21 protein-coding genes and 1 tRNA gene are annotated in these 23,916 nt (G+C 66.4%); all 22 read left to right on the top strand.

Going from position 1 to position 23,916, the window contains the following annotated elements; translation table 11 throughout:
- Positions 1-130: 130 nt before the first annotated feature.
- Positions 131-487 (top strand): NADH-quinone oxidoreductase subunit A, encoded by a 357-nt coding sequence (locus tag ACE3T8_RS12715; protein ID WP_374609573.1) that lies wholly within the window; start codon positions 131-133, stop codon positions 485-487.
- Positions 484-1,074, top strand: a complete 591-nt coding sequence (locus ACE3T8_RS12710; protein ID WP_374351994.1) for an NADH-quinone oxidoreductase subunit B family protein — start codon at positions 484-486, stop codon at positions 1,072-1,074. Before ACE3T8_RS12715 ends, ACE3T8_RS12710 begins: the two co-directional genes overlap by 4 nt.
- Positions 1,071-1,823, top strand: a complete 753-nt coding sequence (locus ACE3T8_RS12705) for an NADH-quinone oxidoreductase subunit C (RefSeq protein ID WP_374609572.1) — start codon at positions 1,071-1,073, stop codon at positions 1,821-1,823. The genes ACE3T8_RS12710 and ACE3T8_RS12705 overlap by 4 nt, the downstream gene beginning before the upstream one ends.
- Entirely contained in the window at positions 1,823-3,112 is a 1,290-nt protein-coding gene (locus tag ACE3T8_RS12700) for an NADH-quinone oxidoreductase subunit D (protein WP_374609571.1), read from the top strand. Before ACE3T8_RS12705 ends, ACE3T8_RS12700 begins: the two co-directional genes overlap by 1 nt.
- On the top strand, positions 3,109-3,636 hold the full coding sequence (gene nuoE / locus ACE3T8_RS12695; RefSeq protein WP_374609570.1) for an NADH-quinone oxidoreductase subunit NuoE: 528 nt from the start codon (positions 3,109-3,111) through the stop codon (positions 3,634-3,636). Before ACE3T8_RS12700 ends, nuoE begins: the two co-directional genes overlap by 4 nt.
- A complete protein-coding gene (gene nuoF, locus ACE3T8_RS12690) occupies positions 3,636-5,003 on the top strand; it encodes an NADH-quinone oxidoreductase subunit NuoF (protein WP_374609569.1) in 1,368 nt (455 codons plus the stop codon). The genes nuoE and nuoF overlap by 1 nt, the downstream gene beginning before the upstream one ends.
- The gene (nuoG, locus tag ACE3T8_RS12685; RefSeq protein ID WP_374609568.1) at positions 5,000-7,234 is read left to right on the top strand and encodes an NADH-quinone oxidoreductase subunit NuoG; all 2,235 of its coding nucleotides are present in this window, start codon (positions 5,000-5,002) and stop codon (positions 7,232-7,234) included. Before nuoF ends, nuoG begins: the two co-directional genes overlap by 4 nt.
- A 29-nt stretch (positions 7,235-7,263) precedes the next feature.
- Entirely contained in the window at positions 7,264-8,352 is a 1,089-nt protein-coding gene (gene nuoH, locus ACE3T8_RS12680; protein ID WP_374609590.1) for an NADH-quinone oxidoreductase subunit NuoH, read from the top strand.
- A gap of 3 nt (positions 8,353-8,355) precedes the next feature.
- Entirely contained in the window at positions 8,356-8,844 is a 489-nt protein-coding gene (gene nuoI, locus ACE3T8_RS12675) for an NADH-quinone oxidoreductase subunit NuoI (protein ID WP_374609567.1), read from the top strand.
- A gap of 13 nt (positions 8,845-8,857) precedes the next feature.
- A complete protein-coding gene (locus tag ACE3T8_RS12670) occupies positions 8,858-9,502 on the top strand; it encodes an NADH-quinone oxidoreductase subunit J (RefSeq protein WP_374609566.1) in 645 nt (214 codons plus the stop codon).
- Positions 9,499-9,822 carry an NADH-quinone oxidoreductase subunit NuoK gene (gene nuoK / locus ACE3T8_RS12665; RefSeq protein WP_374609565.1) on the top strand — a complete coding sequence of 108 codons (324 nt, stop codon included), beginning with the start codon at positions 9,499-9,501 and terminating at the stop codon, positions 9,820-9,822. Before ACE3T8_RS12670 ends, nuoK begins: the two co-directional genes overlap by 4 nt.
- Positions 9,823-9,825: 3 nt before the next feature.
- Positions 9,826-11,907: an NADH-quinone oxidoreductase subunit L gene (gene nuoL / locus ACE3T8_RS12660; protein ID WP_374609564.1), complete on the top strand. Its 2,082-nt coding sequence runs from the start codon at positions 9,826-9,828 to the stop codon at positions 11,905-11,907.
- A gap of 31 nt (positions 11,908-11,938) precedes the next feature.
- The gene (locus ACE3T8_RS12655; RefSeq protein WP_374609563.1) at positions 11,939-13,450 is read left to right on the top strand and encodes an NADH-quinone oxidoreductase subunit M; all 1,512 of its coding nucleotides are present in this window, start codon (positions 11,939-11,941) and stop codon (positions 13,448-13,450) included.
- 7 nt (positions 13,451-13,457) lie between these two features.
- The gene (gene nuoN / locus ACE3T8_RS12650) at positions 13,458-14,915 is read left to right on the top strand and encodes an NADH-quinone oxidoreductase subunit NuoN (protein ID WP_374609562.1); all 1,458 of its coding nucleotides are present in this window, start codon (positions 13,458-13,460) and stop codon (positions 14,913-14,915) included.
- A 71-nt stretch (positions 14,916-14,986) separates the two neighbouring features.
- Positions 14,987-15,063, top strand: a tRNA-Met gene (locus tag ACE3T8_RS12645).
- Positions 15,064-15,238: 175 nt separating this feature from the next.
- Positions 15,239-15,868, top strand: a complete 630-nt coding sequence (gene rimP, locus ACE3T8_RS12640) for a ribosome maturation factor RimP (protein WP_374609561.1) — start codon at positions 15,239-15,241, stop codon at positions 15,866-15,868.
- A gap of 6 nt (positions 15,869-15,874) precedes the next feature.
- On the top strand, positions 15,875-17,362 hold the full coding sequence (gene nusA, locus ACE3T8_RS12635; RefSeq protein ID WP_374609560.1) for a transcription termination factor NusA: 1,488 nt from the start codon (positions 15,875-15,877) through the stop codon (positions 17,360-17,362).
- A gap of 126 nt (positions 17,363-17,488) precedes the next feature.
- Complete coding sequence (infB, locus tag ACE3T8_RS12630; protein ID WP_374609559.1) at positions 17,489-20,074, top strand: translation initiation factor IF-2; 2,586 nt, start codon at positions 17,489-17,491, stop codon at positions 20,072-20,074.
- Between the two features lie 18 nt (positions 20,075-20,092).
- Positions 20,093-20,455, top strand: coding sequence for a 30S ribosome-binding factor RbfA (rbfA, locus tag ACE3T8_RS12625; RefSeq protein WP_374609558.1), 363 nt, complete (start codon positions 20,093-20,095; stop codon positions 20,453-20,455).
- Complete coding sequence (gene truB / locus ACE3T8_RS12620; protein WP_374609557.1) at positions 20,439-21,452, top strand: tRNA pseudouridine(55) synthase TruB; 1,014 nt, start codon at positions 20,439-20,441, stop codon at positions 21,450-21,452. Before rbfA ends, truB begins: the two co-directional genes overlap by 17 nt.
- Positions 21,453-21,627: 175 nt before the next feature.
- Positions 21,628-21,888: a 30S ribosomal protein S15 gene (rpsO, locus tag ACE3T8_RS12615; protein ID WP_374248089.1), complete on the top strand. Its 261-nt coding sequence runs from the start codon at positions 21,628-21,630 to the stop codon at positions 21,886-21,888.
- Between the two features lie 177 nt (positions 21,889-22,065).
- Positions 22,066-23,916, top strand: a 1,851-nt coding sequence (pnp, locus tag ACE3T8_RS12610) for a polyribonucleotide nucleotidyltransferase (RefSeq protein WP_374609556.1), incomplete at its 3' end; no start/stop codon positions are given.

Here is a 23,916-nt window from a genome sequence, read left to right as displayed (position 1 = left end):
CTGGCGACGATTTCACCCGGGTGATGCATCCGGGTCTGGCCGCCGCGGAGCCTGCGCGGCTACAATAATGCGGATATAGCTAGCGGCCTCGGTGCCGGCTAGCCCCCCAAGAAGAACAATCGAGGCACGCGTGCTGGCCGAATACCTGCCCACCCTGCTGTTCCTGATCGTCGCCACCGGCATCGGCGTCGCCCTGATCGTGGTCGGCAACGTGCTGGGCCCGAAGCGTCCGAGCGCCGACAAGCTCGACCCGTACGAGTGCGGGTTCGGGGCTTTCGAGAACGCGCGCATGCCGTTCGACGTGCGCTACTACCTGATCGCGATCCTGTTCATCGTCTTCGACCTGGAAATCGCCTTCGTCTTCCCGTGGGCGCTGGTGTTCCGCGAGCTCGGGGTGTTCGGCCTGGTCGAGATGGGCATCTTCCTGGGCCTGCTGGTGATCGGCTTCGTGTACGTCTGGAAGCGCGGCGCGCTGGAGTGGGAATGAGCAACATCGTCCAGAAAGTCCTGGAAATCGCCAGCAACCCGCTGCCCGAGGGGCGGCTGGACGACATCCTGCGCCCGGAAGGCGACAACCCGCTGCTGCAGAACGGGTTCGTCACCACCAGCATGGACGCGCTGTGGAACTGGGCGCGCACCGGCTCGATGTGGCCGATGACCTTCGGCCTGGCCTGCTGCGCGGTCGAGATGATGCATGCCGGTGCGGCGCGCCTGGACCTGGACCGCTACGGCGTGGTGTTCCGCCCGTCGCCGCGCCAGTCCGACGTGATGATCGTGGCCGGCACCCTGTGCAACAAGATGGCCCCGGCGCTGCGCAAGGTCTACGACCAGATGCCCGACCCGAAGTGGGTGATCTCGATGGGCAGCTGCGCCAATGGTGGCGGCTACTACCACTACTCCTATTCCGTCGTGCGTGGCTGCGACCGCATCGTGCCGGTCGACGTGTATGTGCCGGGATGCCCGCCGACTGCCGAAGCGCTGGTCTACGGCATCCTGCAACTGCAGAAGAAGATCCGCCGGATGGAACAGAACCCGTTCTCCGGCGCTGCGAAGCCCGAGGGCGCGCGCGCATGAGTCTCGCCACTGCATTGATCGCCCGCTTTGGCGAGGCCGCGGTCCAGGTCGCGCAACCACGCGGGGAAATCACGCTTGAGGTCGGCGCGACCGAGTGGTTGGCCGCGTGCCAGGCACTCCGCGACGAGTTCGGCTTCGACACCTTCATCGATCTGTGCGGTGTCGACTACCTGAGCTACGGCGACGACGAATGGGATACCGACGGCGTGTCCGCCCAAGGCTTCAGCCGCGGCGTGGAAGGGCAGGGCCCGGGTCGCTTCAAGTGGACCGAGCAGCCCAGCCACCAGGTCGCCGATCCGCAGGGGATCGCGGTCGACGCGCTGGAAGGCAAGCGCTATGCCGCGGTCCTGCATCTCCTGTCGGTGCGCAACAACACCCGCGTGCGGGTGCGCTGTTTCGCCGCCGACAACAGCCTGCCGGTGGTGCCGTCCCTGGTTGGCATCTGGGCGGGCGTGAACTGGTTCGAGCGCGAGGCGTTCGACCTGTACGGGATCATCTTCGAAGGCCATCCCGACCTGCGCCGGATCCTCACCGACTACGGCTTCGTGGGGCATCCGTTCCGCAAGGATTTCCCGCTGATCGGCAATGTCGAAGTCCGCTACGACGAGGAGAAGAAGCGCGTGGTGTACGAGCCGGTGACTTCGGTCGAGCCGCGCGTCGGCGTGCCGCGGGTGATCCGCGACGACGCCCGCTTCGCCACCGCCGAAGGCGAGCGCGGCGGCAAGATCCTGCAGCGGGAGGCACGTTGATGAGCAGCGTGTTCGCCAGCAATGCCGCGGAAGCCCAGCAGGAAATCCGCAATTACACGTTCAACTTCGGCCCGCAGCATCCGGCCGCGCACGGCGTGCTGCGCCTGATCCTGGAGATGGACGGCGAGATCGTGCGCCGCGCCGATCCGCACATCGGCCTGCTGCATCGGGGCACCGAGAAGCTGGCCGAGTCCAAGCCGTTCAACCAGTCGATCGGTTACATGGATCGCCTGGATTACGTGTCGATGATGTGCAACGAGCACGCCTACGTGCGTGCCATCGAAACACTGATGGGGGTCGAGGCGCCGGAACGCGCGCAGTGGATCCGCACGATGTTCGACGAGATCACCCGCATCCTGAATCATTTGATGTGGGCAGGCTCGAACGCGCTCGACCTCGGTGCGATGGCGGTGTTCCTGTACGCCTTCCGCGAGCGCGAAGAGTTGATGGACTGCTACGAGGCGGTCAGCGGCGCGCGCATGCATGCGGCCTATTACCGCCCGGGCGGCGTTTACCGCGACCTGCCGGACCGGATGCCGAAGTACAAGGAATCGCCCTGGCGCAAGGGGGCGAAGCTGAAGCGCTTCAACGAGTGGCGTGAAGGCTCACTGCTGGATTACCTGGAGCATTTCTGCCAGGACTTCCCGTCGCGCGTCGACGAATACGAAACCCTGCTGACCGACAACCGCATCTGGAAGCAGCGCACCGTCGGCATCGGCGTGATCCCGCCGGAACAGGCCATGGCCTGGGGCATGACCGGTCCGATGATCCGCGGTTCCGGCGTGGCCTGGGACCTGCGCAAGAAGCAGCCGTACGCCAAGTACGCCGAAGTCGATTTCGACATCCCGGTGGGCGTCAACGGCGACTGCTACGACCGTTACCTGGTGCGCATCGCCGAGATGCGCGAGTCCACCAGGATCATCGCCCAGTGCGTGAAATGGCTGAAGGCCAACCCGGGTCCGGTGATGCTGGACAATTACAAGGTGTCGCCACCATCGCGCGAGGCGATGAAGGACGACATGGAAGCGTTGATCCACCACTTCAAGCTGTTCTCGGAAGGCTATTGCGTGCCGGCCGGCGAGACCTACGCGGCGGTGGAAGCGCCGAAGGGCGAATTCGGCTGCTACCTGGTCAGCGACGGCGCCAACAAGCCGTTCCGCGTGCACCTGCGCGCGCCGGGCTTCGCCCACCTGTCCTCGATGGACGAAATCGTGAAGGGCCACATGCTGGCCGACGTCGTCGCCATGATCGGCACCTACGACGTGGTGTTCGGGGAGATCGACCGATGAAGGCGACGGGCAATTTCGAGGCCTGCCGCAACGTGGATCCGATGGTGGCGCTGTCGGACGCGACGCGTGCGCATATCGAACACTGGTTGACCAAGTTCCCGGCCGACCGCAAGCGTTCCGCGGTGCTGCAGGGCCTGTTCGCGGCGCAGGAACAGAACGGTGGCTGGCTGAGCGATGAGTTGATCGCCGCGGTCGCCAAGTACCTGGACCTGCCGCCAGTCTGGGCCTACGAGGTCGCGACCTTCTACTCGATGTTCGAGACCGAACCGGTCGGGCGCAACAACGTGGCGTTCTGCACCAACATCAGCTGCTGGCTCAACGGCGCCGAGGACCTGGTCGCGCACGCCGAGAAAAAGCTGGGCTGCAAGCTGGGCGGTTCCACCGCGGATGGCCGCATCTACCTGAAGCGCGAAGAGGAATGCGTGGCCGCGTGCTGCGGCGCGCCGGTCGTCGTGATCAACGGGCATTACCACGAGAAGCTCGACGCCGCGAAGGTGGACGAGCTGCTGGACGGGCTGAAGTAATGGGCGGTCATTCGTACTATTCGGAAGGCTACGGCCCGGTCGGACCGGCGCCGCAGGCGCACCAGGCGGTCTACACGACCCTGCACTTCGACAAGCCGTGGTCGTACGAGAACTACCTGAAGACCGGTGGTTACGCCGCGCTGCGCAAGATCCTGGAAGAGAAGATTCCGCCGGCCGACGTGATCGAGATGGTCAAGGCCTCCGGCCTGCGTGGCCGTGGCGGCGCGGGCTTCCCGACCGGCCTGAAGTGGAGCTTCATGCCCAAGGGCCCGGGGCAGAAATACATCCTGTGCAACTCGGACGAATCCGAGCCGGGCACCGCCAAGGACCGCGACATCCTGCGCTACAACCCGCATTCGGTGATCGAGGGCATGGCGATCGCCTGCTATGCCACCGGATCGACCGCGGCCTACAACTACCTGCGCGGCGAGTTCCACCACGAGCCGTTCGAGCACCTGGAAGAAGCCACCGCCGAGGCCTACAAGCACGGCTGGCTGGGCAAGGACATCCTCGGCTCCGGCATCGACATCGACATGTACAACGCGCTTGGCGCGGGCGCCTACATCTGTGGTGAAGAGACCGCGCTGATGGAATCGCTGGAAGGCAAGAAGGGCCAGCCGCGCTACAAGCCGCCGTTCCCGGCCAACTTCGGCCTGTACGGCAAGCCGACCACGATCAACAACACCGAGACCTATGCCTCGGTGCCGGCGATCATCCGCAACGGCGCCGAGTGGTTCATGAGCCTCGGCAAGCCGAACAACGGCGGCTGCAAGATCTTCTCGGTGTCCGGCCACGTGGCCAACCCGGGCAACCATGAAGTGCGCCTGGGCACCACGTTCGCAGACCTGCTGGCGCTGTGCGGCGGCATGAAGCCGGGCCGCACCATCAAGGGCGTGATCCCGGGCGGCTCCTCGATGCCGGTGCTGCCGGGCGAGGTGATGATGGGCCTGACCATGGACTACGACGCGATCCAGAAGGCCGGCTCCGGCCTGGGTTCGGGCGCGGTCGTGGTGATGGACGACACCACCTGCATGGTGCGCGCCTGCCGCCGCATCTCGCGCTTCTACTGGAAGGAAAGCTGCGGCCAGTGCACGCCGTGCCGCGAGGGCACCGGCTGGATGCACCGCATGCTCGACCGAATCTGCAATTTCGAGGCGACGCTGGACGACCTGCAGATGCTGCGCGCCGCCGCCGGCCAGATCGAAGGCCACACCATCTGCGCATTCGGCGAAGCCGCGGCGTGGCCGGTGCAGGGCTTCCTGCGCCATTACTGGCACGAGTTCGAATACGCGATCGTCAACCAGCGCTTCTACGTCGACGACGAGCGCGCTGGCACGCTGGTGAAGTCGGTGGGAGTCGCCGCATGAGCGCGCAACCGGTGAACCCGAACCTGCCGCCGGACCACGTCACCGTCATCATCGACGGCGTCGAGCTGGCCGCGCCGAAGGGCTCGATGATCATCCATGCGGCCGACAAGGCCGGCATCCCGATCCCGCGCTTCTGCTACCACGAGAAGCTGCCGATCGCGGCGAACTGCAGGATGTGCCTGGTCGATACCGAAGTCGGTGGGCGTTCCGCGCCGAAGCCGTCGCCGGCCTGCGCCACCCCGGTGATGGACGGGCTGAAGGTGTTCACCCGCAACGACAAGGCGCTGAAGGCCCAGCGCAACGTGATGGAATTCCTGCTGATCAACCATCCGCTGGATTGCCCGATCTGCGACCAGGGCGGCGAGTGCGAGCTGCAGGACCTGTCGCTGGGCTATGGCCGTTCGGTCAGCCGCTTCGTCGAGCGCAAGCGCGTGGTCGCCGACGAGGACATGGGCCCGCTGGTCGCCACCGAGATGACCCGCTGCATCCAGTGCACACGCTGCGTGCGCTTCACCGCGGACATTGCCGGCACCTATGAATTGGGTGGCATGCAACGCGGCGAGAACCTGCAGATCGGCACGTACGATGGCAAGCCACTGACCACGGAACTGTCGGGCAACGTGATCGACGTCTGTCCGGTCGGCGCGCTGACCAACAAGGTGTTCCGCTTCAAGGCACGCCCGTGGGAACTCACCGCCAAGCCGTCGCTGGGCTACCACGATGCGCTGGGCAGCAACCTGTTCCACCACGTGCGCCGCGGCGAGATCCTGCGCAGCGTGCCGCGCGACAACGAAGCGGTGAACGAGTGCTGGCTCTCGGACCGCGACCGTTACGCGCATGAAGGCCTGTATGCCGCCGACCGCGCGACGGTGCCGCTGATTCGTGACGGCGACAACTTCCGCGAAGCATCGTGGGATGAAGCGCTGGCCGCCGCTGCGAAGATCCTGCGCGAGAACGCTGCCGACGACCTCGGCATCCTGGTGCATCCGTCGACCTCGAACGAGGAGGGCGCGTTGCTGGCTCGCCTGGCCGAGGCGCTGGGTACCGGCAACCTCGACCACCGCATCGGCCAGTTGGATCTGTCCGATGGCGCAATCGCGGAAGCCTTCGCGATGCCGGCCGCCGAATTGGAACAGGCCGACGCGATCGTGATCGTCGGTTCCAACCTGCGCCATGAAGTGCCGCTGCTGCACCAGCGCCTGCGCAAGGCGGTCAAGCGCGGCGCCAAGGTGCATGTCGTCAATCCTGTCGATTTCGACGTCGCCTTCGCGCTGGCCTCGAAGCAGGTCGTCGCGCCGTCGCAACTGGCCGACGCCATCGGCAAGGTCGACCTGGGCGATGCCGCGAACGTTGCGGTGATCGTCGGTGGCGTGGCCGAGAACAGCGTGCATGCGGCTGCAATCCGCAAGGCGGCGACTGATTTCGCTGCATCGAAGGGCGCGAAGCTCTGTCGCATCCCGCAGGGCGCGAATGCGCTGGGCCTGAGCCAGCACGGTGTGCTGCCGGCGTCGCGCGACGCACAGGCGATGCTGCGCGATGCGCGTGCGGGTTACCTGATCTACGGCATCGAGCCGGGGCTGGATTTCGCCGACCAGCTGACCGCGCTGAAGGCGCTGGGTGGCGCGCAGGTCGTGGCGTTCTGCCAGTTCGCCTGCCAGTCCACCCGCCGCGTCGCCGACGTGATCCTGCCGATCGGTGCGCTGCCGGAAGTCGATGCCACGCTGACCAACCTCGACGGTGTCGCGCAGGCCACGTCGGCCGCCGGCAAGCTGCCCGGCCAGGCGCATGCCGGCTGGCGCGTGCTGCGTGCGTTGGCCGACGAGCTGAAGCTCGACGGTTTCGGCTACACCGATCTCGCCGGCCTGCGTGCGGGCATCAACCCGAAGTCGGTGCAAGCCGGGAAGGGCAGTGCCCCCGCCATTGTCGGCAATGGCCTTGAAGTCGCGGCTTCGCAGGCGATCTATCGCGTCGATGCGGTGACCCGCCGCGCCGAAGCCTTGCAGGCGCATCCGCTCAACGCGGGTCCACGCGTGCTGCTCAATCCGGCTGATGCCACCAACGCTGGCCTGGCCGATGAGGCAATGGCCAGGCTGTCCACCGCCAGTGGTACGGCAACCTTGCAGGTCGTGGTCGACCAGCGCGTGGCACCAGGTTGTGCGTGGATCGAGACCGGCCATGGCGCCACTGCGCCGCTTGCGGCATCGGCCAAGGTGGAGGTCGTGCGCGCATGAACGCGATTGCCTCGCTCAAGATGGCCTCGATGAATCCGCTGATGACGCACGCGGTGGAACCCTTCCGCGATTTCCTGCTGTCGCTGGGCACCATCGGCATGCTGGTGTGGATCGTGCTGAAGATCCTCGCCATCGCGGTGCCGGTGATCGTCTCGGTGGCCTTCTACGTGGTCTGGGAACGCAAGTTGATCGGCTGGATGCATGTCCGCCACGGGCCGATGTACGTCGGCTGGGGCATCCTCCAGGCCTTCGCCGACGTGTTCAAGCTGCTGTTCAAGGAAGTCCTGCAGCCGGCGGTCGCGCATCCGTTCCTGTTCCGGCTGGCGCCGCTGATCGCGCTGGTGCCGGCATTCGCCGCCTGGGCGGTGGTGCCGTTCGACGCCCAGGTGGTGCTGTCGAATGCCAACGCGGGCCTGCTGTACCTGCTGGCGATGACCTCGCTGGGCGTGTACGGCGTGATCCTGGCCGGCTGGGCGTCCAACTCGAAGTACGCGTTCCTCGGCGCGATGCGCGGTGCCGCGCAGGTGGTCAGCTACGAGATCGCGATGGGCTTCGCTCTGGTCGGCGTGCTGATCGCCGCGGGCAGCCTCAACCTCAGCGACATCGTCTATGCGCAGGGCGGCAACGGCGGTTTCACCGAATGGTTCATGTGGCCGCTGCTGCCGCTGTTCGTGGTGTATTTCATCTCCGGCGTGGCCGAGACCAACCGCGCGCCGTTCGACGTGGTGGAAGGCGAGTCGGAAATCGTCGCCGGCCACATGGTCGAGTACTCCGGTTCGCAGTTCGCGCTGTTCTTCCTGGCCGAATACGCCAACATGATCCTGGTCAGCTTCCTGACCGCGACCTTCTTCGTCGGCGGCTGGCTGTCGCCGATCCCGGACGCGCTGATCCCCGACGTGCCGGTGCTGTCGACCGTGCTCGGCGATGGCTGGTGGTGGTTGCTGGCCAAGGTGTTCTTCTTCGCCAGCTGCTTCATCTGGTTCCGCGCCTCGTTCCCGCGCTACCGCTACGATCAGATCATGCGACTGGGCTGGAAGGTCTTCATCCCGATCACCATCGTCTGGATCTTCGTGACCGCGTTGCTGGTGTTCTTCGGCATCCTGCAGGCGGGGCAGTAAGTCATGGGCAAGATGATTTCGTATCTCAAGAGTTTGCTGCTGCTGGAACTGCTCGGCGGCCTGTGGCTGACCCTGAAGTACCTGTTCAAGCCCAAGTACACGCTGATGTACCCGATGGAGAAGACACCGCAGTCGCCGCGCTTCCGTGGCGTGCATGCGTTGCGTCGCTACGCGAACGGCGAGGAGCGCTGCATCGCCTGCAAGCTGTGCGAGGCGGTATGCCCGGCGCTGGCGATCACCATCGATTCCGAACAGCGCGCCGACGGCACCCGCCGCACCGCCCGCTACGACATCGACCTGTTCAAGTGCATCTACTGCGGGTTCTGCGAGGAATCCTGCCCGGTGGATTCGATCGTCGAGACCCACGTGCACGAGTACCACTTCGACAAGCGCGGCCAGAACGTCCTGACCAAGCCGCAGTTGCTGGCCATCGGCGACCGCCTGGAGGCGGAGATCGCCGAGCGCCGCGCCGCCGACGCGCCGTTCCGCTGAGGTTGAGAGACAGATGAATTTCGATTTCACGACCCTGGCCTTCCTCGCCTTCGCCGCCACTGCGGCAGGCGCGGCACTGGCCACGATCACCTCGCGCAACCCGGTGCATGCCGCGCTGTGGCTGGTGCTGACCTTCTTCTCGGTGGCCTGCACCTGGCTCGTCGGCGGCGCCGAGTTCCTCGGCATCGCCCTGGTGCTGGTCTACGTGGGCGCGGTGATGGTGCTGTTCCTGTTCGTGGTGATGATGCTGGACATCGACCTGGCCCCGCTGCGCGAGGGTTACGTCAAGTACCTGCCGGTCGGCCTGGTGGTGGCGGTGGTGATGCTGGTGCAGATGCTCGCGCTGATCGGCGTGCGCGCGGCATCGGCGGTGCCGCTTGCCGACAATGCCGCGACCGGCGCCGACGTGCCCAACACCACGTGGCTGGCACGGGCGCTGTTCACCGATTTCATGCTGCCGTTCGAGGTCGCCGCGGTGATCCTGACCGTGGCCGTGGTGGCGGCGGTGATGCTGACCCTGCGTCGTCGTGGCGACACCAAGCACCAGGACCCGTCGGCGCAGTCGCGGGTCAAGGCCTCCGACCGCGTGCGCATGGTGAAGATGAAGGCCGAAACCCCCGCGCCGCCGACGGCGACCGAAGGGGAGGGCACGCCATGAGCAACGTCTTCTCGGCCCTGACCCTCGGCCACTTTCTCACGCTGGGCGCGGTGCTGTTCTGCATCAGCGTGGCCGGCATCTTCCTCAACCGGAAGAACGTGATCATGCTGCTGATGTCGCTGGAGCTGCTGCTGCTCTCGGTGAACATCAATTTCGTCGGCTTCTCGCGCTCGCTGGGCGATCCTTCCGGCCAGGTCTTCGTGTTCTTCATCCTGACCGTGGCCGCGGCCGAAGCCGCGATCGGCCTCGCCATCCTCGTCACCCTGTTCCGCAACCGTCGCACCATCGACGTGGCGGACATCGATTCGCTGAAGGGCTGACGGATGATCATTTCCAAGACCCAACTCGTGTTGATCGTGCTGCTGCCCTTGCTTGGCAGCATCCTCGCCGGCCTGTTCGGCAGGAAGATCGGCCGGACCGCCTCGCACAGCGTGACCATCCTCGGCGTGGCCGCCAGCTGCGTGCTGTCCGCGCACGTACTGTGGCAGTTGCTGCAGGGCGCGGCGCCGTTCAACGAGAACCTGTACACCTGGTTCCAGGTCGGCAACTACTCGGCGCATGTCGGCTTCATGGTCGACAAGCTCACCGCGATGATGATGGTCGTCGTGACCTTCGTGTCGCTGCTGGTGCACGTCTACACCATCGGCTACATGGCCGAGGACGATGGCTACCATCGCTTCTTCAGCTACATCTCGCTGTTCACCTTCAGCATGCTGATGCTGGTGATGAGCAACAACTTCCTGCAGCTGTTCTTCGGCTGGGAAGCGGTGGGCCTGGTGTCGTACCTGCTGATCGGCTTCTGGTTCAAGAAGCCCACGGCGATCTTCGCCAACCTCAAGGCATTCCTGGTCAATCGCGTCGGCGACTTCGGCTTCCTGCTCGGCATCGCAGGCGTGCTGTACTGGATCGGCACGCTGGACTACGCCACCGCGTTCGCCAATGCCGGCGCGATGCGCGACCTGACCATCACGGTGCTGCCGGGCCAGGAATGGTCGGTGCCGACCGTGGTTTGCATCTGCCTGTTCATCGGCGCGATGGGCAAGTCCGCGCAGGTGCCGCTGCATGTCTGGCTGCCGGACTCGATGGAAGGCCCGACACCGATCTCCGCGCTGATCCATGCGGCTACGATGGTGACCGCGGGCATCTTCATGGTGGCGCGCATGTCGCCGCTGTTCGAGATGTCGACGACGGCGCTGAACTTCATCCTGGTCGTCGGCGCGACCACCGCGTTCTGGACCGGCCTGATCGGCATGGTGCAGAACGACATCAAGCGCGTGGTCGCGTATTCGACGCTGTCCCAGCTCGGCTACATGACCGTGGCGCTGGGCGTGTCCGCGTACTCCGCGGCGGTGTTCCACCTGATGACCCATGCGTTCTTCAAGGCGCTGCTGTTCCTCGGCGCCGGCAGCGTGATCATCGGCATGCACCACGAGCAGGACATGCGCAAGATGGGCGGCCTGCGCAAGTACATGCCGATCACCCACCTCACCATGTGGGTCGGCACACTCGCATTGGTCGGCACGCCGTTCTTCAGCGGCTTCTACTCGAAGGACACCATCATCGAGGCCGTCGCCCACCACGCCGGCGAGCATCCGGGCAGCCTCATCGCGCAATACGCGAATTTCGCGGTGCTGCTGGGCGCGTTCGTGACCAGCTTCTACAGCTTCCGGTTGCTGTACCTGACGTTCTTCGGCGAAGAGCGCTTCCGCGATGCCCATGCGCATGACGCGCACGGCCACGACGCGCATGCGCACGACGATCACCATGACGACCACGGGCATGGCCACGGCGCGCACGAGCCGCACGAGTCGCCGTGGGTGGTGACCTTGCCGCTGATCCTGCTGGCGATCCCGTCGATCGTGATCGGCTTCCTCACCGTGGGGCCGATGCTGTTCGGCACCGACGTGATGGGCCACGAGAAGCAGCTGCCGTTCTTCCTCGGCGCGATCGACCTGCTGCAGGAACGCGACGTGATCGCGGCCGTGGGTGCCCAGGTCTGGCACGGCCCCGTCGCTTTTGCGCTGCACGGCTTCAAGGCACCGGCGTTCTACCTGGCGCTGATGGGTTTCCTGCTGGCGACGCTGCTGTACATGGTCAAGCCCGAATGGCGCGCGGGTATTACCCGGACGTTGGCGTGGCCGATCAAGGTGCTGGATCGCAAGTACTTCATGGACGACTTGTGGATCGGCGGCTTTGCCGGTGGCGGCGTGACGCTGGGCAATCTCTCGCGCCTGTTCGACGGCAAGGTGATCGACGGCTTCGCGGTCAACGGCAGCGCCAGCGTGGTCGGCTTCACCGCCGGGCTGGTCCGCAAGCTGCAGTCCGGCTACCTGTACCACTACGCCTTCGCCATGATCCTGGGCCTGGTCGCGCTGCTGGCGCTGGCCAACCACTACTGGCTCTGAGCCGGATGAACGACTCGATGGAACCCTGCGCGTGACCCACTGGCCTCTCCTCAGCATCCTGATCTGGCTGCCCATCCTGGGCGGCGTCTGCACCCTGTTGGCCGGCAATGCCCGCCCGGGGGCCGCCCGCTGGATCGCGCTCGGCTTCGCCGTGGCCACCTTCCTGTGCAGCATCCCGCTGTTCCTCGGGTTCGACATGGCCAGCCCGGCCATGCAGTACGTCGAGCGACTTGCGTGGCTGCCGGCCTACGACATCCAGTACCACCTCGGTGCGGACGGCATCTCGCTCGCGCTGATCGGGCTGACCACGCTGACCACGGTGCTGGTGCTGATCGGTGCATGGGGTTCGATCGACAAGCGCGTCAGCCAGTACTACGCCGCGTTCATGATCCTCGAAGGCCTGATGATCGGCGTGTTCAGCGCGCTCGACGCGATCCTGTTCTATGTCTTCTTCGAAGGCATGCTGATCCCGATGTTCATCATCATCGGCGTCTGGGGCGGCCCGCGCCGCGTGTATGCCTCGGTGAAGTTCTTCCTGTACACCTTCCTCGGCTCGGTGTTCATGCTGGTCGGGCTGGTCTACCTGTACCTGAAGGGCGGCAGCTGGCAACTGGCCGACATGGCCGCGCTGCCGCTCACCATCGGCGAGCAGACCTGGTTGTTCTTCGCCTTCCTGGTCGCGTTCGCGGTCAAGGTGCCGATGTTCCCGGTCCACACGTGGTTGCCGGACGCGCACGTTGAGGCGCCGACCGGCGGCTCGGTGATCCTGGCCGCGATCATGCTGAAGATCGGCGGCTACGGTTTCCTGCGCTTCGTGTTGCCGATCGTCCCCGATGCCGGCCACGAGTACGCCTGGCTGGTGATCGCGCTGTCGCTGGTCGCGGTGGTCTATGTCGGCCTGGTCGCGCTGGTGCAGGAGGACATGAAGAAGCTGATCGCGTATTCGTCGGTCTCGCACATGGGTTTCGTCACCCTCGGCACCTTCATCGCCTTCGCGCTGGTGCGCGATGCCGGTGCGGAAGACGCCGCGCGGCTGGGCCTGCAGGGCGCGATGGTGCAGATGATCAGCCACGGCTTCGTGTCCGGCGCGATGTTCTCCTGCGTCGGCGTGCTGTACGACCGCATGCACAGCCGCATGATTCGCGACTACGGCGGCGTGGCCAACGTGATGCCGTGGTTCGCGATGTTCTGGGTGCTGTTCGCGATGGCGAACTCCGGCCTGCCGGGCACCAGCGGCTTCGTCGGCGAATTCATGGTCATCCTGGCCGCGTTCCAGCACAGTCCGCTGATCGGGTTCGCCGCCGCGGCGACCCTGATCATCGGCGCCGGCTATACCCTGTGGCTGACCAAGCGGGTGATCTGGGGCGACATCGGCAATGCCCACGTGGCCGAACTCGAGGACATCAATGCGCGCGAATGGCTGGTGCTGGGCGTGTTCGCGGCCGGCGTGCTGGTGCTCGGCGTGTGGCCTAAGCCGCTGATCGACCTGATGGAACCTTCCATCGCGCAACTGGCGGCACAGCTCGCCGCCACCAAGCTTTGAAGAGGCGATGACGACGATGCAAGCCACCCTCGCCACGCCCGCCGCCAGCGAATTCCTGCCGCTGATCCCCGAGCTGGTCCTCGTCGGTGCCGCGTTCGCGCTGCTGATACTCGACCTGTTCCTCAACGAGAAGCAGCGCGTGGTCACCCACTTGCTGGCGGTGGCCAGCCTGGTGCTGGTGGCCGCGTTGCTGGTGGCCGGCACCGGCGGGCAGGGCACCGTGCTGGGCGGGATGTTCATCCGCGACAACATGGCAGACGTGCTGAAGATCGGCACCTGCGTGGTGTCCGCCATCGCGCTGCTGTACGGCTGGCCGTTCCTGCGCGAGCGCGGCCTCTACAAGGGCGAGATCGCGGTGCTGGTGCTGTTCGCGGTGGCCGGCATGATGCTGCTGGTCTCGGCTGGCAGCCTGGTCATGGTCTACCTCGGCCTGGAACTGCTGGCGCTGTGTTCGTACGCGCTGGTGGCGATCGACCGCGACAGCCCGCTGGCCTCCGAGGCCGCGATGAAGTACTTCGTGCTGGGCGCGCTGGCCTCCGGCATGCTGCTCTACGGCATGTCGCTGGTGTACGGTGCCAGCGGCAGCATCGACCTGGCCACCATCGCCGCGCATGCGGCCGGTGCGGAGCAACGGACGATGCTGCTGACCGGCATGGCCTTCATGCTCGCCGGCATCGCCTTCAAGTTCGGTGCCGCGCCGTTCCACATGTGGGTGCCGGACGTCTACCAGGGCGCGCCGACCCCGATCACCCTGTTCATCGGCTCGGCGCCCAAACTGGCCGCGTTCGCGATGGCGATGCGCCTGCTGGAAGTGGGCATGGGCCCGCTCGGCGATCATTGGCGTCCGTTGCTGGCGATCCTCGCCGCGCTGTCGCTGGTGATCGGCAACCTGGTCGCGCTGGCGCAGACCAACCTCAAGCGCATGCTGGCGTATTCCACCGTCTCGCACGTCGGCTTCCTGTTCATGGGCCTGGCCGGTGGTGGCGCGATCGGCTATGCGGCGGCGATGTTCTATGCGCTCGGCTACACGATCATGGCGACCGCCGCGTTCGGCGCGATCATCCTGCTGTCGCGTCGCGGATTCGAGGCCGACCGCATCGAGGATTTCAAGGGCCTGAACGCACGCGATCCGTGGACGGCGGGCCTGGTGCTGTGCGTCATGGCATCGCTGGCCGGCGTGCCGCCGTTCCTGGGCTTTTGGTCCAAGCTCGTTGTGCTGCGCGCGGCGATCGAGGGCGGCATGCTCTGGCTGGCGATCGTCGGCATCGTCTGCGCGGTGATCGGCGCGTTCTACTACCTGCGCGTCATCAAGGCGATGTATTTCGACGAACCCGTCGGCGAGCCGGTGGTGCCGCGCGCGGATCGCACGCTGCGCGTGGTGTTCGGCGTCAATGCGCTCGCGTTGCTGGCGTTCGGCGTGTTCTGGAGTCCGTTCATGGCGTGGTGCCAGCAGGCCTTCGCCTGACCGGCATGCGACAAGAAAACGCGATGCAGGGTTGCAAAGTCCGGCGCACATCGCGATAATTCCGCTTCTGCTGCGGGGTGGAGCAGTCTGGCAGCTCGTCGGGCTCATAACCCGAAGGTCGCAGGTTCAAATCCTGCCCCCGCTACCAAGTTCAAGCAGTAATCGCTTCCACGGGATTGCCGCCGGGCTAGGGCCGCGAAATCCGTTGCTTCCGGGTTTCGCAATCCAGCGTCATCGGAAAAGGGCCCTTCGGGCCCTTTCTCGTTTCCGGGATTCCGTTTTCCCCGGGAGTCGCTGTTCCCGTACTTCGATCTGGACGCAACGTGACCGACAAGGCTGACGAAATCGCCGCGCTGCTTTCGCCCACGGTGGAATCGCTGGGGCTGGAGCTGCTCGGCATCGAATACCTGCCCGCACCGGGCGGTTCGGTCGTGCGCCTGTACATCGACATGCCCGCCGGCGACGACTCGCGCCACGTCGGCATCGAGGATTGCGAGGCGGTGAGCCGGGAAGTGTCGGCGCAACTGGATGTCGCCGATCCGATCAGCGGCAACTACACGCTGGAAGTGTCGTCGCCCGGCATCGACCGGCCGATCTTCGGCGCTGCCCAGTTCGCGCGCGTCGTCGGCGAAAACGCCAAGGTCGTGCTGAAGCTGCCGCAGGACGGACGCCGCCGGTTGCAAGGGAAGATCGCGCGGGTCGAAGGTTCGACCGTGGTGTTCATTCTGGACGCGGGCGAGGTCGCCGTCGACGCCGCCAACATCGACAAGGCCCGCCTGGTGCCGGACTGGATCGCGCTGGGCATGGCGCCCGCCGTGGACGAGTCCGGGCGCGATGCGCGGCCGGGCAAGCAAAAGAAGAAGCCGGTGGGCAAGAAGCCCGCGGCGAAGACACCAACCAGTGACACAACCATCAACAGCAGGGCGGCACGCAAGCCGTCCGATGCGGAGTAAGCGTAAATGAGCAAGGAATTGTTGCTTGTCGTCGATGCGGTGGCCGCCGAGAAAGGCGTGCCCGAGTCGGTGATCCTGGAAGCGATCGAAGCCGCGCTGGCCTCGGCGGCGAAGAAGCGCTACGCCGAGCAGGACGTGCTGGTGCGCGTGCAGATCGATCCGAAGGATGGCAGCTACGAGACCTTCCGCCGCTGGGAAGTGGTGGCCGACGACGTGGTGATGGAGTCGCCGGATCGCCAGGTGCGCCTGATGGACGCCGTCGACGAGAGCGAAGGCGCCGAGGTCGGCGACTACATCGAGGAGCAAATCGAGAACCCGGACTTCGGCCGCATCGCCGCGCAGGCCGCCAAGCAGGTGATCGTGCAGCGCGTCCGCGAGGCCGAGCGCGCGCAGGTCGTGGACGCGTGGAAGGATCGCGTCGGCGAACTCGTGACCGGCGTGGTCAAGCGCGTCGAGCGCGGCAACATCTACGTCGACCTGGGCGGGAATGCGGAAGCGATCATCGCCAAGGACAAGGGCATCCCGCGCGACGTGCTGCGCACCGGCGACCGCGTGCGCGGCTACCTGTTCGACGTGCGTTCCGAGCCGCGTGGCCCGCAGCTGTTCATCAGCCGCGCCGCGCCGGAATTCATGATGGAGCTGTTCAAGCTGGAAGTGCCTGAAGTCGGCCAGGGCCTGGTCTCGATCATGGCCTGCGCGCGCGACCCGGGCGACCGCGCCAAGATCGCGGTGCTGGCGCACGACAACCGCACCGATCCGATCGGCGCCTGCATCGGCATGCGCGGTTCGCGCGTGCAGGCGGTCACCAACGAGCTCAACGGCGAGCGCGTCGACATCATCCTGTGGAGCGACAACGCCGCGCAGTTCGTGATCAACGCGATGGCGCCGGCGGAAGTGCAGTCGATCATCGTCGACGAAGACAAGCACTCGATGGACCTGGCGGTCGCCGAGGACAAGCTGGCGCAAGCGATCGGCCGTGGCGGCCAGAACGTGCGCCTGGCCAGCCGCCTGACCGGTTGGCAGCTCAACGTGATGACCGCCGACCAGGTGCAGGCGAAGTCGGAGGCCGAACAGGCCGCGTCGCGCCAGCTGTTCATCGACAAGCTGGAAGTGGACGAGGAAATCGCCGGCATCCTGGTGTCGGAAGGCTTCAACAGCGTCGAGGAAATCGCCTACGTGCCGGTCGGCGAACTGCTGGCGGTCGAGGGTTTCGACGAGGACATCGTCGAGGAACTGCGTTCGCGTGCCCGCGACGCCCTGCTCAACGACGCGCTGGCGGTCGAGGAAGGGCTGGAGGAACACCAGCCGGCCGAAGACCTGCTTCAGCTTCCCGGCATGGACGAGGCGACCGCCTACGCGCTGGCCGAGCGCGGCATCCGCACCCGCGAAGACCTGGCCGAGGCCGCCACCGACGAGATCGAAGACGTCGATGGCATGGACGGTGAACGCGCCGCGGCCCTGATCATGGAAGCGCGCAAGCACTGGTTCGAGTAAACGCCGCGTTGCAGGCAAAGGCCTGCAACGCCTGATTGCATGGCGGGCAGGGGCCCGTCCTACAATCGCCCGATTCTCCATTGATATCCGGCCGCGATCGTTGCGGCCAAAGACACCGGAATCCGAATGTCGCAGCAAACCACCATCCGCAAGCTGGCCGAACTGGTGAACACGCCGGTCGAGAAACTGCTGGAGCAACTGGCCGAGGCCGGCATGAGCTTCAGTGGTCCCGACCAGGTCGTCACCAGCATCGAGAAAGTCAAGCTGCTGGGCTTCCTCAAGCGTTCGCATGGCAAGACCGACAGCGCCGCCGATGAAGCTGCGCCGGGCAAGATCGTGCTCAACCGCAGCCGCAAGCAGGAGATCACCGTCGGTGGCGGCGGCAAGACCGGTCGCGGGCCCAGCACGATCGACGTGGTCGTGCGCAAGAAGGTCACCCTGAACAAGCCGGGCGCGGGCGGTGCGATCGATCCCGATTCCGAAATGGCGGAGATCCATCGCAAGCTCGCCGAATCGCGCCAGCGCAACGAGGCCGAGCAGCACGCACTGGCCGCCAAGGATCGCCAGCGCGCCGAAGAACTGGCCGAGCGCAAGCGCGTGGAAGATGCCGAAGCGGAGCGCGCCCGCCTGGCCGCCGCGGAAGCCGCGGTGCTGGAGGATTCGAGCAAGCCCAAGGCGGGCCACCACGGCCATCCCAAGCCCGCGCCCGCGCGCGAGGCCGACAAGAACGCCGCCAACAAGGGCAAGACCGCGCATCGCGGTTCGCACGCGATGGTCGCGGGCGTCGAGGACGACGACAACACCGCGCGCTTTGCCGGCCAGTTGCACCTGTCCGCCTCCGACCGTGCGCGCCGCAGCAGCAGCGCCAACACCCGCGGCAAGCCGAAGCAGCGCCAGCGTTCGCTGGACCAGTCGCGTACCGGCACCGGTTTCCAGAAGCCGGTCGCGCCGATGGTGCGCGAGATTTCCATCGGCGACGCGATCACCGTGTCCGACCTCGCCCAGAAGCTCGCGCTGAAGGGCGGCGACGTGGTCAAGCAGCTGTTCAAGATGGGCGTGATGGCCACCATCACCCAGACCATCGACCACGACACCGCCGTGCTGGTGACCGAGGAACTCGGCCACAAGGCCGTGCACGCGGATGCCGGCGATGCCGAGAGCGAGCTGCTGGCGCACGTCGAGGAAGTGCAGGGCGAGCAGAACCAGCGCCCGCCGGTGGTCACCATCATGGGCCACGTCGACCACGGCAAGACCTCGTTGCTGGACTACATCCGCCGCACCAAGGTCGCGTCCGGCGAAGCCGGCGGCATCACCCAGCACATCGGCGCGTACCACGTGCAGACGCCGAAGGGCACGATCAGCTTCCTCGACACGCCGGGCCACGCCGCGTTCACGCAGATGCGCCAGCGCGGCGCGAAGCTGACCGACATCGTGATCCTGGTGGTCGCCGCCGACGATGGCGTGATGCCGCAGACGATCGAGGCGATCAAGCACGCGAAGGCGGCGAAGGTGCCGCTGATCGTGGCGATCAACAAGATCGACAAGTCCGACGCCGATCCGTCGCGGGTCAAGAACGACCTGCTCGCGCACGACGTGGTGTCCGAGGAATTTGGTGGCGACACCCAGATGGTGGAGCTGTCGGCCAAGACCGGCCTGGGCGTGGACGACCTGCTCGAGGCGATCAACCTGCAGGCCGAAGTGCTCGACCTCAAGGCCGTGTTCGAGGGCCGTGCCAGCGGCGTGGTGATCGAATCCGCGCTGGACAAGGGCCGCGGTCCGGTGGCCACGGTGCTGGTGCAGCAGGGCACGTTGTCGAAGGGCGATTACCTGGTGTGCGGCATCCAATACGGCCGCGTGCGTGCACTGTTCGACGAAACCGGCAGCCAGGTGCCCAGCGCCGGTCCGTCGATCCCAGTGCAGATCCTCGGTCTGTCCGGCGTGCCGGAAGCCGGCGACGACTTCGTGGTGGTCGCCGACGAGCGCCTGGCCAAGGACGTGGCCCAGCAGCGCGATGCCAAGCGCCGCGAATCGCGCCTGGTCGCCGCCGCCGGCAACCGCATGGAAGACATCATGGCGCAGATGGGCGAGGGCGCTTCGCAGCAGACCCTCAACCTGGTGGTCAAGGCCGACGTGCACGGTTCCATGCAGGCCCTGCGCGAGGCGCTGACCGGCCTGTCCAACGAGCAGATCCGGATCAACGTGATCGGCTCCGGCGTGGGCGGCATCACCGAGTCCGATGCGCAACTGGCGGCGACCTCCAAGGCCACCGTGATCGGCTTCAACGTCCGCGCCGACGCCTCCGCGCGTCGGGTCATCGAAGGCAACGGCGTCGACCTGCGCTATTTCTCGATCATCTACGACGTCATCGACCAGGTGAAGCAGGTCGCGTCGAACGTGCTCGGCAAGGAAATCCGCGAGGAGATCATCGGCATCGCCCAGGTCCGCGACGTGTTCCGCAGCTCCAAGTTCGGCGCGGTCGCCGGCTGCATGGTCATCGAGGGCGTGGTCAAGCGCAGCAAGCCGATCCGCGTGCTGCGCGACAGCGTGGTGGTGTTCGAGGGCGAGCTGGAATCGCTGCGCCGCTTCAAGGAGAACGTGGACGAAGTCCGCGTCAACACCGACTGCGGCATCGGCGTGAAGGCGTACAACGACGTCAAGCCGGGCGACCAGATCGAATGCTTCGAGCGCATCGAGGTGCAGCGCACGCTGTAAGGCGTGCCCGCAACCGCGATGGCGCAGAAGTCATTCCACCGTACCGACCGGGTCTCGGCGCAATTGCGCCGGGAACTCGGCACCCTGGTGCACGAGGCCGTGCGCGAGCACGGCCTGTGCTCGACCAGCGTCTCCGATGTCGAGGTCACTCGCGACATGGCGCATGCGAAGGTGTTCGTGACCGTGCTGATGGCCGATCGCGCCGCCGAGACGGTCAAGGCCCTGAAGGCGCTGGCACCGGAGATCCGCTACCAGCTGGCGCGCGCCGTGAAGATGCGCCACGTGCCGGAACTGCATTTCCATTACGACGAGTCGGTGGATCGCGGCGAACGCATCGACACCCTGCTGCGCGACGTCCGCGCCAGTGACGACGCCGACTGACCCGGCGCCGCCGCGCCGCCCGCGCACGGTCTTTCGCGGGCTGGATGGCATCCTGCTGCTCGACAAGCCGCAGGGCCTGTCGTCCAACCAGGCCCTGCAGCGCGTGCGCCACCTGTTCCGCGCCGAGAAGGGCGGCCATACCGGCAGCCTGGATCCGCTCGCCACCGGCCTGCTGCCGGTCTGTTTCGGCGAGGCCACCAAGATCGCCGGTGGCCTGCTCGGCGCGCGCAAGGCCTACGAGACCGTCGCCCGCCTGGGCATCACGACCGATACAGACGACGCCGAGGGCCAGCCCCTGCGCGAACGCCCGGTGCCGGCGCTGTCGATCGACCGGATCGATGCCGCGCTCGGCCAGCTGACCGGCCGCATCCGGCAGCGCCCGCCGATCTATTCCGCGCTCAAGCGCGGCGGCGAGCCGTTGTATGCGAAGGCGCGCCGCGGCGAGGCGATCGAGGTCGACGAACGCGAGATCGAGGTCCACGCCTTCGACCTGCTGAATGCGGCCGACCTGCTCGACGGCCAGCTCGAGAACGGCGCTTCGCCGACGCTGCGCCTGCACATCGAATGCGGCTCCGGCACCTATGTGCGCAGCCTGGTCCGCGACCTCGGCGAGCTGCTGGGCTGCGGCGCCCACGTGGCCGAGTTGCGCCGGTTGTGGGTGGATCCGTTCCGCGAACCGCGGATGTGGACGCTGCCGGCGCTGGAGGAGCTGCGCGAGCACGCGGGCGAGCGCGTGCTCGAGGCCTGCCTGTTGCCGGTCGAGGTCGGCATGGCCTCTTGGCCATCCGTGCGGGTCAGTGAGGCGCAGGCGCAGCGGCTCGGCCGCGGCCAGGGCCTCCGAGGGCCTTACCGGCCGGCGGGGCAGGTTGCGGTACTGGACGAACACGGTCGCGGACTGGGCTTGGGCGAGGTCGACGCCGACGGCGGGCTGCGCCCGTCGCGCCTTTTCCGCTGGGCGGCCGCGACAGGCAAGGTCGCCGCTGTCGGGACGGACTGAATCACCGCGGACGGCGCGTTGCCGGCTCCTGCGTGAGCGGGCTATAATCCCGCTGCTCCCCGGAGCGGTTTCACGTTCCATCTACCCATTCACGATTCCATCCACGGCGAGCCGTGCGGTGCGGCGTCCCTTCGCGGACCTCCGTTCCTGCCGGCCACGCGACGACGAGGCAAGCATGTCCATCGATTCCCAGAAAGTCATCAACGAACACAAGCGCGGCGACAACGACACCGGCTCCCCGGAAGTGCAGGTCGCCCTGCTCACCGCCCGCATCGAGATGCTCACCGAGCACTTCAAGGCGCACAAGCAGGATCACCACAGCCGTCGTGGCCTGCTGATGATGGTCAACCGCCGCCGCAGCCTGCTCGACTACCTGCACCGCAAGGATGCCGAGCGTTACAAGGCGCTGATCGGCAAACTCGGCCTGCGTCGCTGATCGAAACACCCACCGCGGCGCAGAAATGCGCCGCGGTCTTTTTTTAGCGCGTCGTTTTTCCAGCGTCACCCGACCCATTCCATCGCGGCCCTGCCGCATTCCCGCATCGCCCCCGCGATGCAGCGCACGGAGCGGGGCTCCGCAGCGTCGACGATCAAGACATCCAAGGATTCCCACGTGGCGAAGATCAGCAAGTCCTTCCAGTACGGCAACCAGACCGTCACCCTCGAAACCGGCGAGATCGCCCGCCAGGCCGGCGGCGCCGTGATGGTCTCGTGCGACGGCACCGTCGTGCTGTGCACCGCGGTGGCGGCCAAGACCCAGCGCGAAGGCCAGGACTTCTTCCCGCTGACGGTGGATTACCAGGAGAAGTTCTACGCCGGCGGCCGCATCCCCGGTGGCTTCTTCAAGCGCGAAGGCCGCGCCACCGAGAAGGAAACCCTGACCAGTCGCCTGATCGATCGCCCGATCCGCCCGCTGTTCCCGGAAGAGTTCAAGAACGAAGTGCAGGTCATCGCCACGGTGATGTCGCTGAACCCGGAGATCGACGGCGACGTGCTCGCCCTGATCGGCTGCTCCGCCGCGGTCGCCCTGACCGGCGCGCCGTTCCAGGGGCCGATCGGCGCCGCCAAGGTCGGCTACAAGGACGGCCAGTACCTGCTCAACCCGACCGTCAGCGAGCTGAAGGAATCCCAGCTGGAGCTGGTGGTCGCCGGCACCAAGGATGCGGTGCTGATGGTCGAATCCGAAGCGGCCGAGCTGTCCGAGGACGTGATGCTGGGCGCGGTGGTGTTCGGCCACCAGCAGATGCAGGTCGCGATCGACGCGATCAACGCGCTGGTCGCCGAGGCTGGTCGCCCGAAGTGGAACTGGACCGCGCCGGCCAAGAACGACGCGCTGATCGGCGCGCTGCAGGCCGCGATCGGCGACAAGCTGTCGGCCGCCTTCCAGGTGCGCGACAAGCTGGAGCGCAAGGACGCGATCTCCGCGCTGAAGAAGGCGGTGCTGGCCGAGATCGCCCCGCAGATCGAAGCCAACGGCTGGAATCCGGCCGAAGCCTCGAAGGAATTCGGCGAACTGGAATACCAGACCATGCGCGGCTCGGTGCTCGACACCAAGATCCGCATCGACGGCCGTGCGCTCGATACCGTCCGCCCGATCGCCTCGAAGGTCGGCATCCTGCCGCGCGTGCACGGCTCCTCGCTGTTCACCCGTGGCGAGACCCAGGCGATCGTCGCCGTGACCCTCGGTACCGCGCGTGACGGCCAGATCATCGATGCCGTCGGCGGCGAGTACAAGGAACACTTCCTGTTCCACTACAACTTCCCCCCGTACTCGGTGGGTGAAGCCGGCCGCATGATGGGCCCGAAGCGCCGCGAGATCGGCCACGGCCGCCTGGCCAAGCGCGGCGTGCTCGCCGTCATGCCGACCATGGAAGCCTTCCCGTACACGATCCGCGTCGTCTCCGAGATCACCGAATCGAACGGTTCGTCCTCGATGGCCTCGGTCTGCGGTTCCTCGCTGGCGCTGATGGACGCTGGCGTGCCGGTCAAGGCCCCGGTCGCCGGCATCGCGATGGGCCTGGTCAAGGAAGGCAACGACTTCGTCGTGCTGTCCGACATCCTCGGCGACGAGGATCACCTCGGCGACATGGACTTCAAGGTGGCCGGCACCAGCAATGGCATCTCCGCGCTGCAGATGGACATCAAGATCCAGGGCATCACCGAGGAAATCATGAAGGTCGCGCTGGCGCAGGCCAAGGCCGGCCGCCTGCACATCCTCGGCGAGATGGCCAACGCGCTGACCGCGCCGCGCGCCGAACTGTCCGACTTCGCGCCGCGCCTGATCACCATCAAGATCCACCCCGACAAGATCCGCGAAGTGATCGGCAAGGGCGGTTCGGTGATCCAGGCGATCACCAAGGAAACCGGCACCCAGATCGACATCCAGGACGACGGCACCATCACCATCGCCTCGGTCAACGCCGCCGCCGGCCAGGCCGCCAAGGCGCGCATCGAGCAGATCACC

Origin of the sequence: Thermomonas sp. (assembly GCF_041919455.1) — a bacterium.
Taxonomy (GTDB): Bacteria; Pseudomonadota; Gammaproteobacteria; order Xanthomonadales; family Xanthomonadaceae; genus Thermomonas.
Note: the sequence above shows the minus strand (reverse complement) of the source record. Positions and strands in the feature narration are given on the sequence as shown.

Bases quoted from the DNA above. Each gene is read 5' to 3' on its own strand.
- ACE3T8_RS12710 (WP_374351994.1), top strand. From the start codon at position 484: ATGAGCAACATCGTCCAGAAAGTCCTGGAAATCGCCAGCAACCCGCTG.
- ACE3T8_RS12705 (WP_374609572.1), top strand. From the start codon at position 1,071: ATGAGTCTCGCCACTGCATTGATCGCCCGCTTTGGCGAGGCCGCGGTC.
- ACE3T8_RS12700 (WP_374609571.1), top strand. From the start codon at position 1,823: ATGAGCAGCGTGTTCGCCAGCAATGCCGCGGAAGCCCAGCAGGAAATC.
- nuoE (WP_374609570.1), top strand. From the start codon at position 3,109: ATGAAGGCGACGGGCAATTTCGAGGCCTGCCGCAACGTGGATCCGATG.
- nuoF (WP_374609569.1), top strand. From the start codon at position 3,636: ATGGGCGGTCATTCGTACTATTCGGAAGGCTACGGCCCGGTCGGACCG.
- nuoG (WP_374609568.1), top strand. From the start codon at position 5,000: ATGAGCGCGCAACCGGTGAACCCGAACCTGCCGCCGGACCACGTCACC.
- nuoH (WP_374609590.1), top strand. From the start codon at position 7,264: ATGAATCCGCTGATGACGCACGCGGTGGAACCCTTCCGCGATTTCCTG.
- nuoI (WP_374609567.1), top strand. From the start codon at position 8,356: ATGGGCAAGATGATTTCGTATCTCAAGAGTTTGCTGCTGCTGGAACTG.
- ACE3T8_RS12670 (WP_374609566.1), top strand. From the start codon at position 8,858: ATGAATTTCGATTTCACGACCCTGGCCTTCCTCGCCTTCGCCGCCACT.
- nuoK (WP_374609565.1), top strand. From the start codon at position 9,499: ATGAGCAACGTCTTCTCGGCCCTGACCCTCGGCCACTTTCTCACGCTG.
- nuoL (WP_374609564.1), top strand. From the start codon at position 9,826: ATGATCATTTCCAAGACCCAACTCGTGTTGATCGTGCTGCTGCCCTTG.
- nuoN (WP_374609562.1), top strand. From the start codon at position 13,458: ATGACGACGATGCAAGCCACCCTCGCCACGCCCGCCGCCAGCGAATTC.
- nusA (WP_374609560.1), top strand. From the start codon at position 15,875: ATGAGCAAGGAATTGTTGCTTGTCGTCGATGCGGTGGCCGCCGAGAAA.
- infB (WP_374609559.1), top strand. From the start codon at position 17,489: ATGTCGCAGCAAACCACCATCCGCAAGCTGGCCGAACTGGTGAACACG.
- rbfA (WP_374609558.1), top strand. From the start codon at position 20,093: ATGGCGCAGAAGTCATTCCACCGTACCGACCGGGTCTCGGCGCAATTG.
- rpsO (WP_374248089.1), top strand. From the start codon at position 21,628: ATGTCCATCGATTCCCAGAAAGTCATCAACGAACACAAGCGCGGCGAC.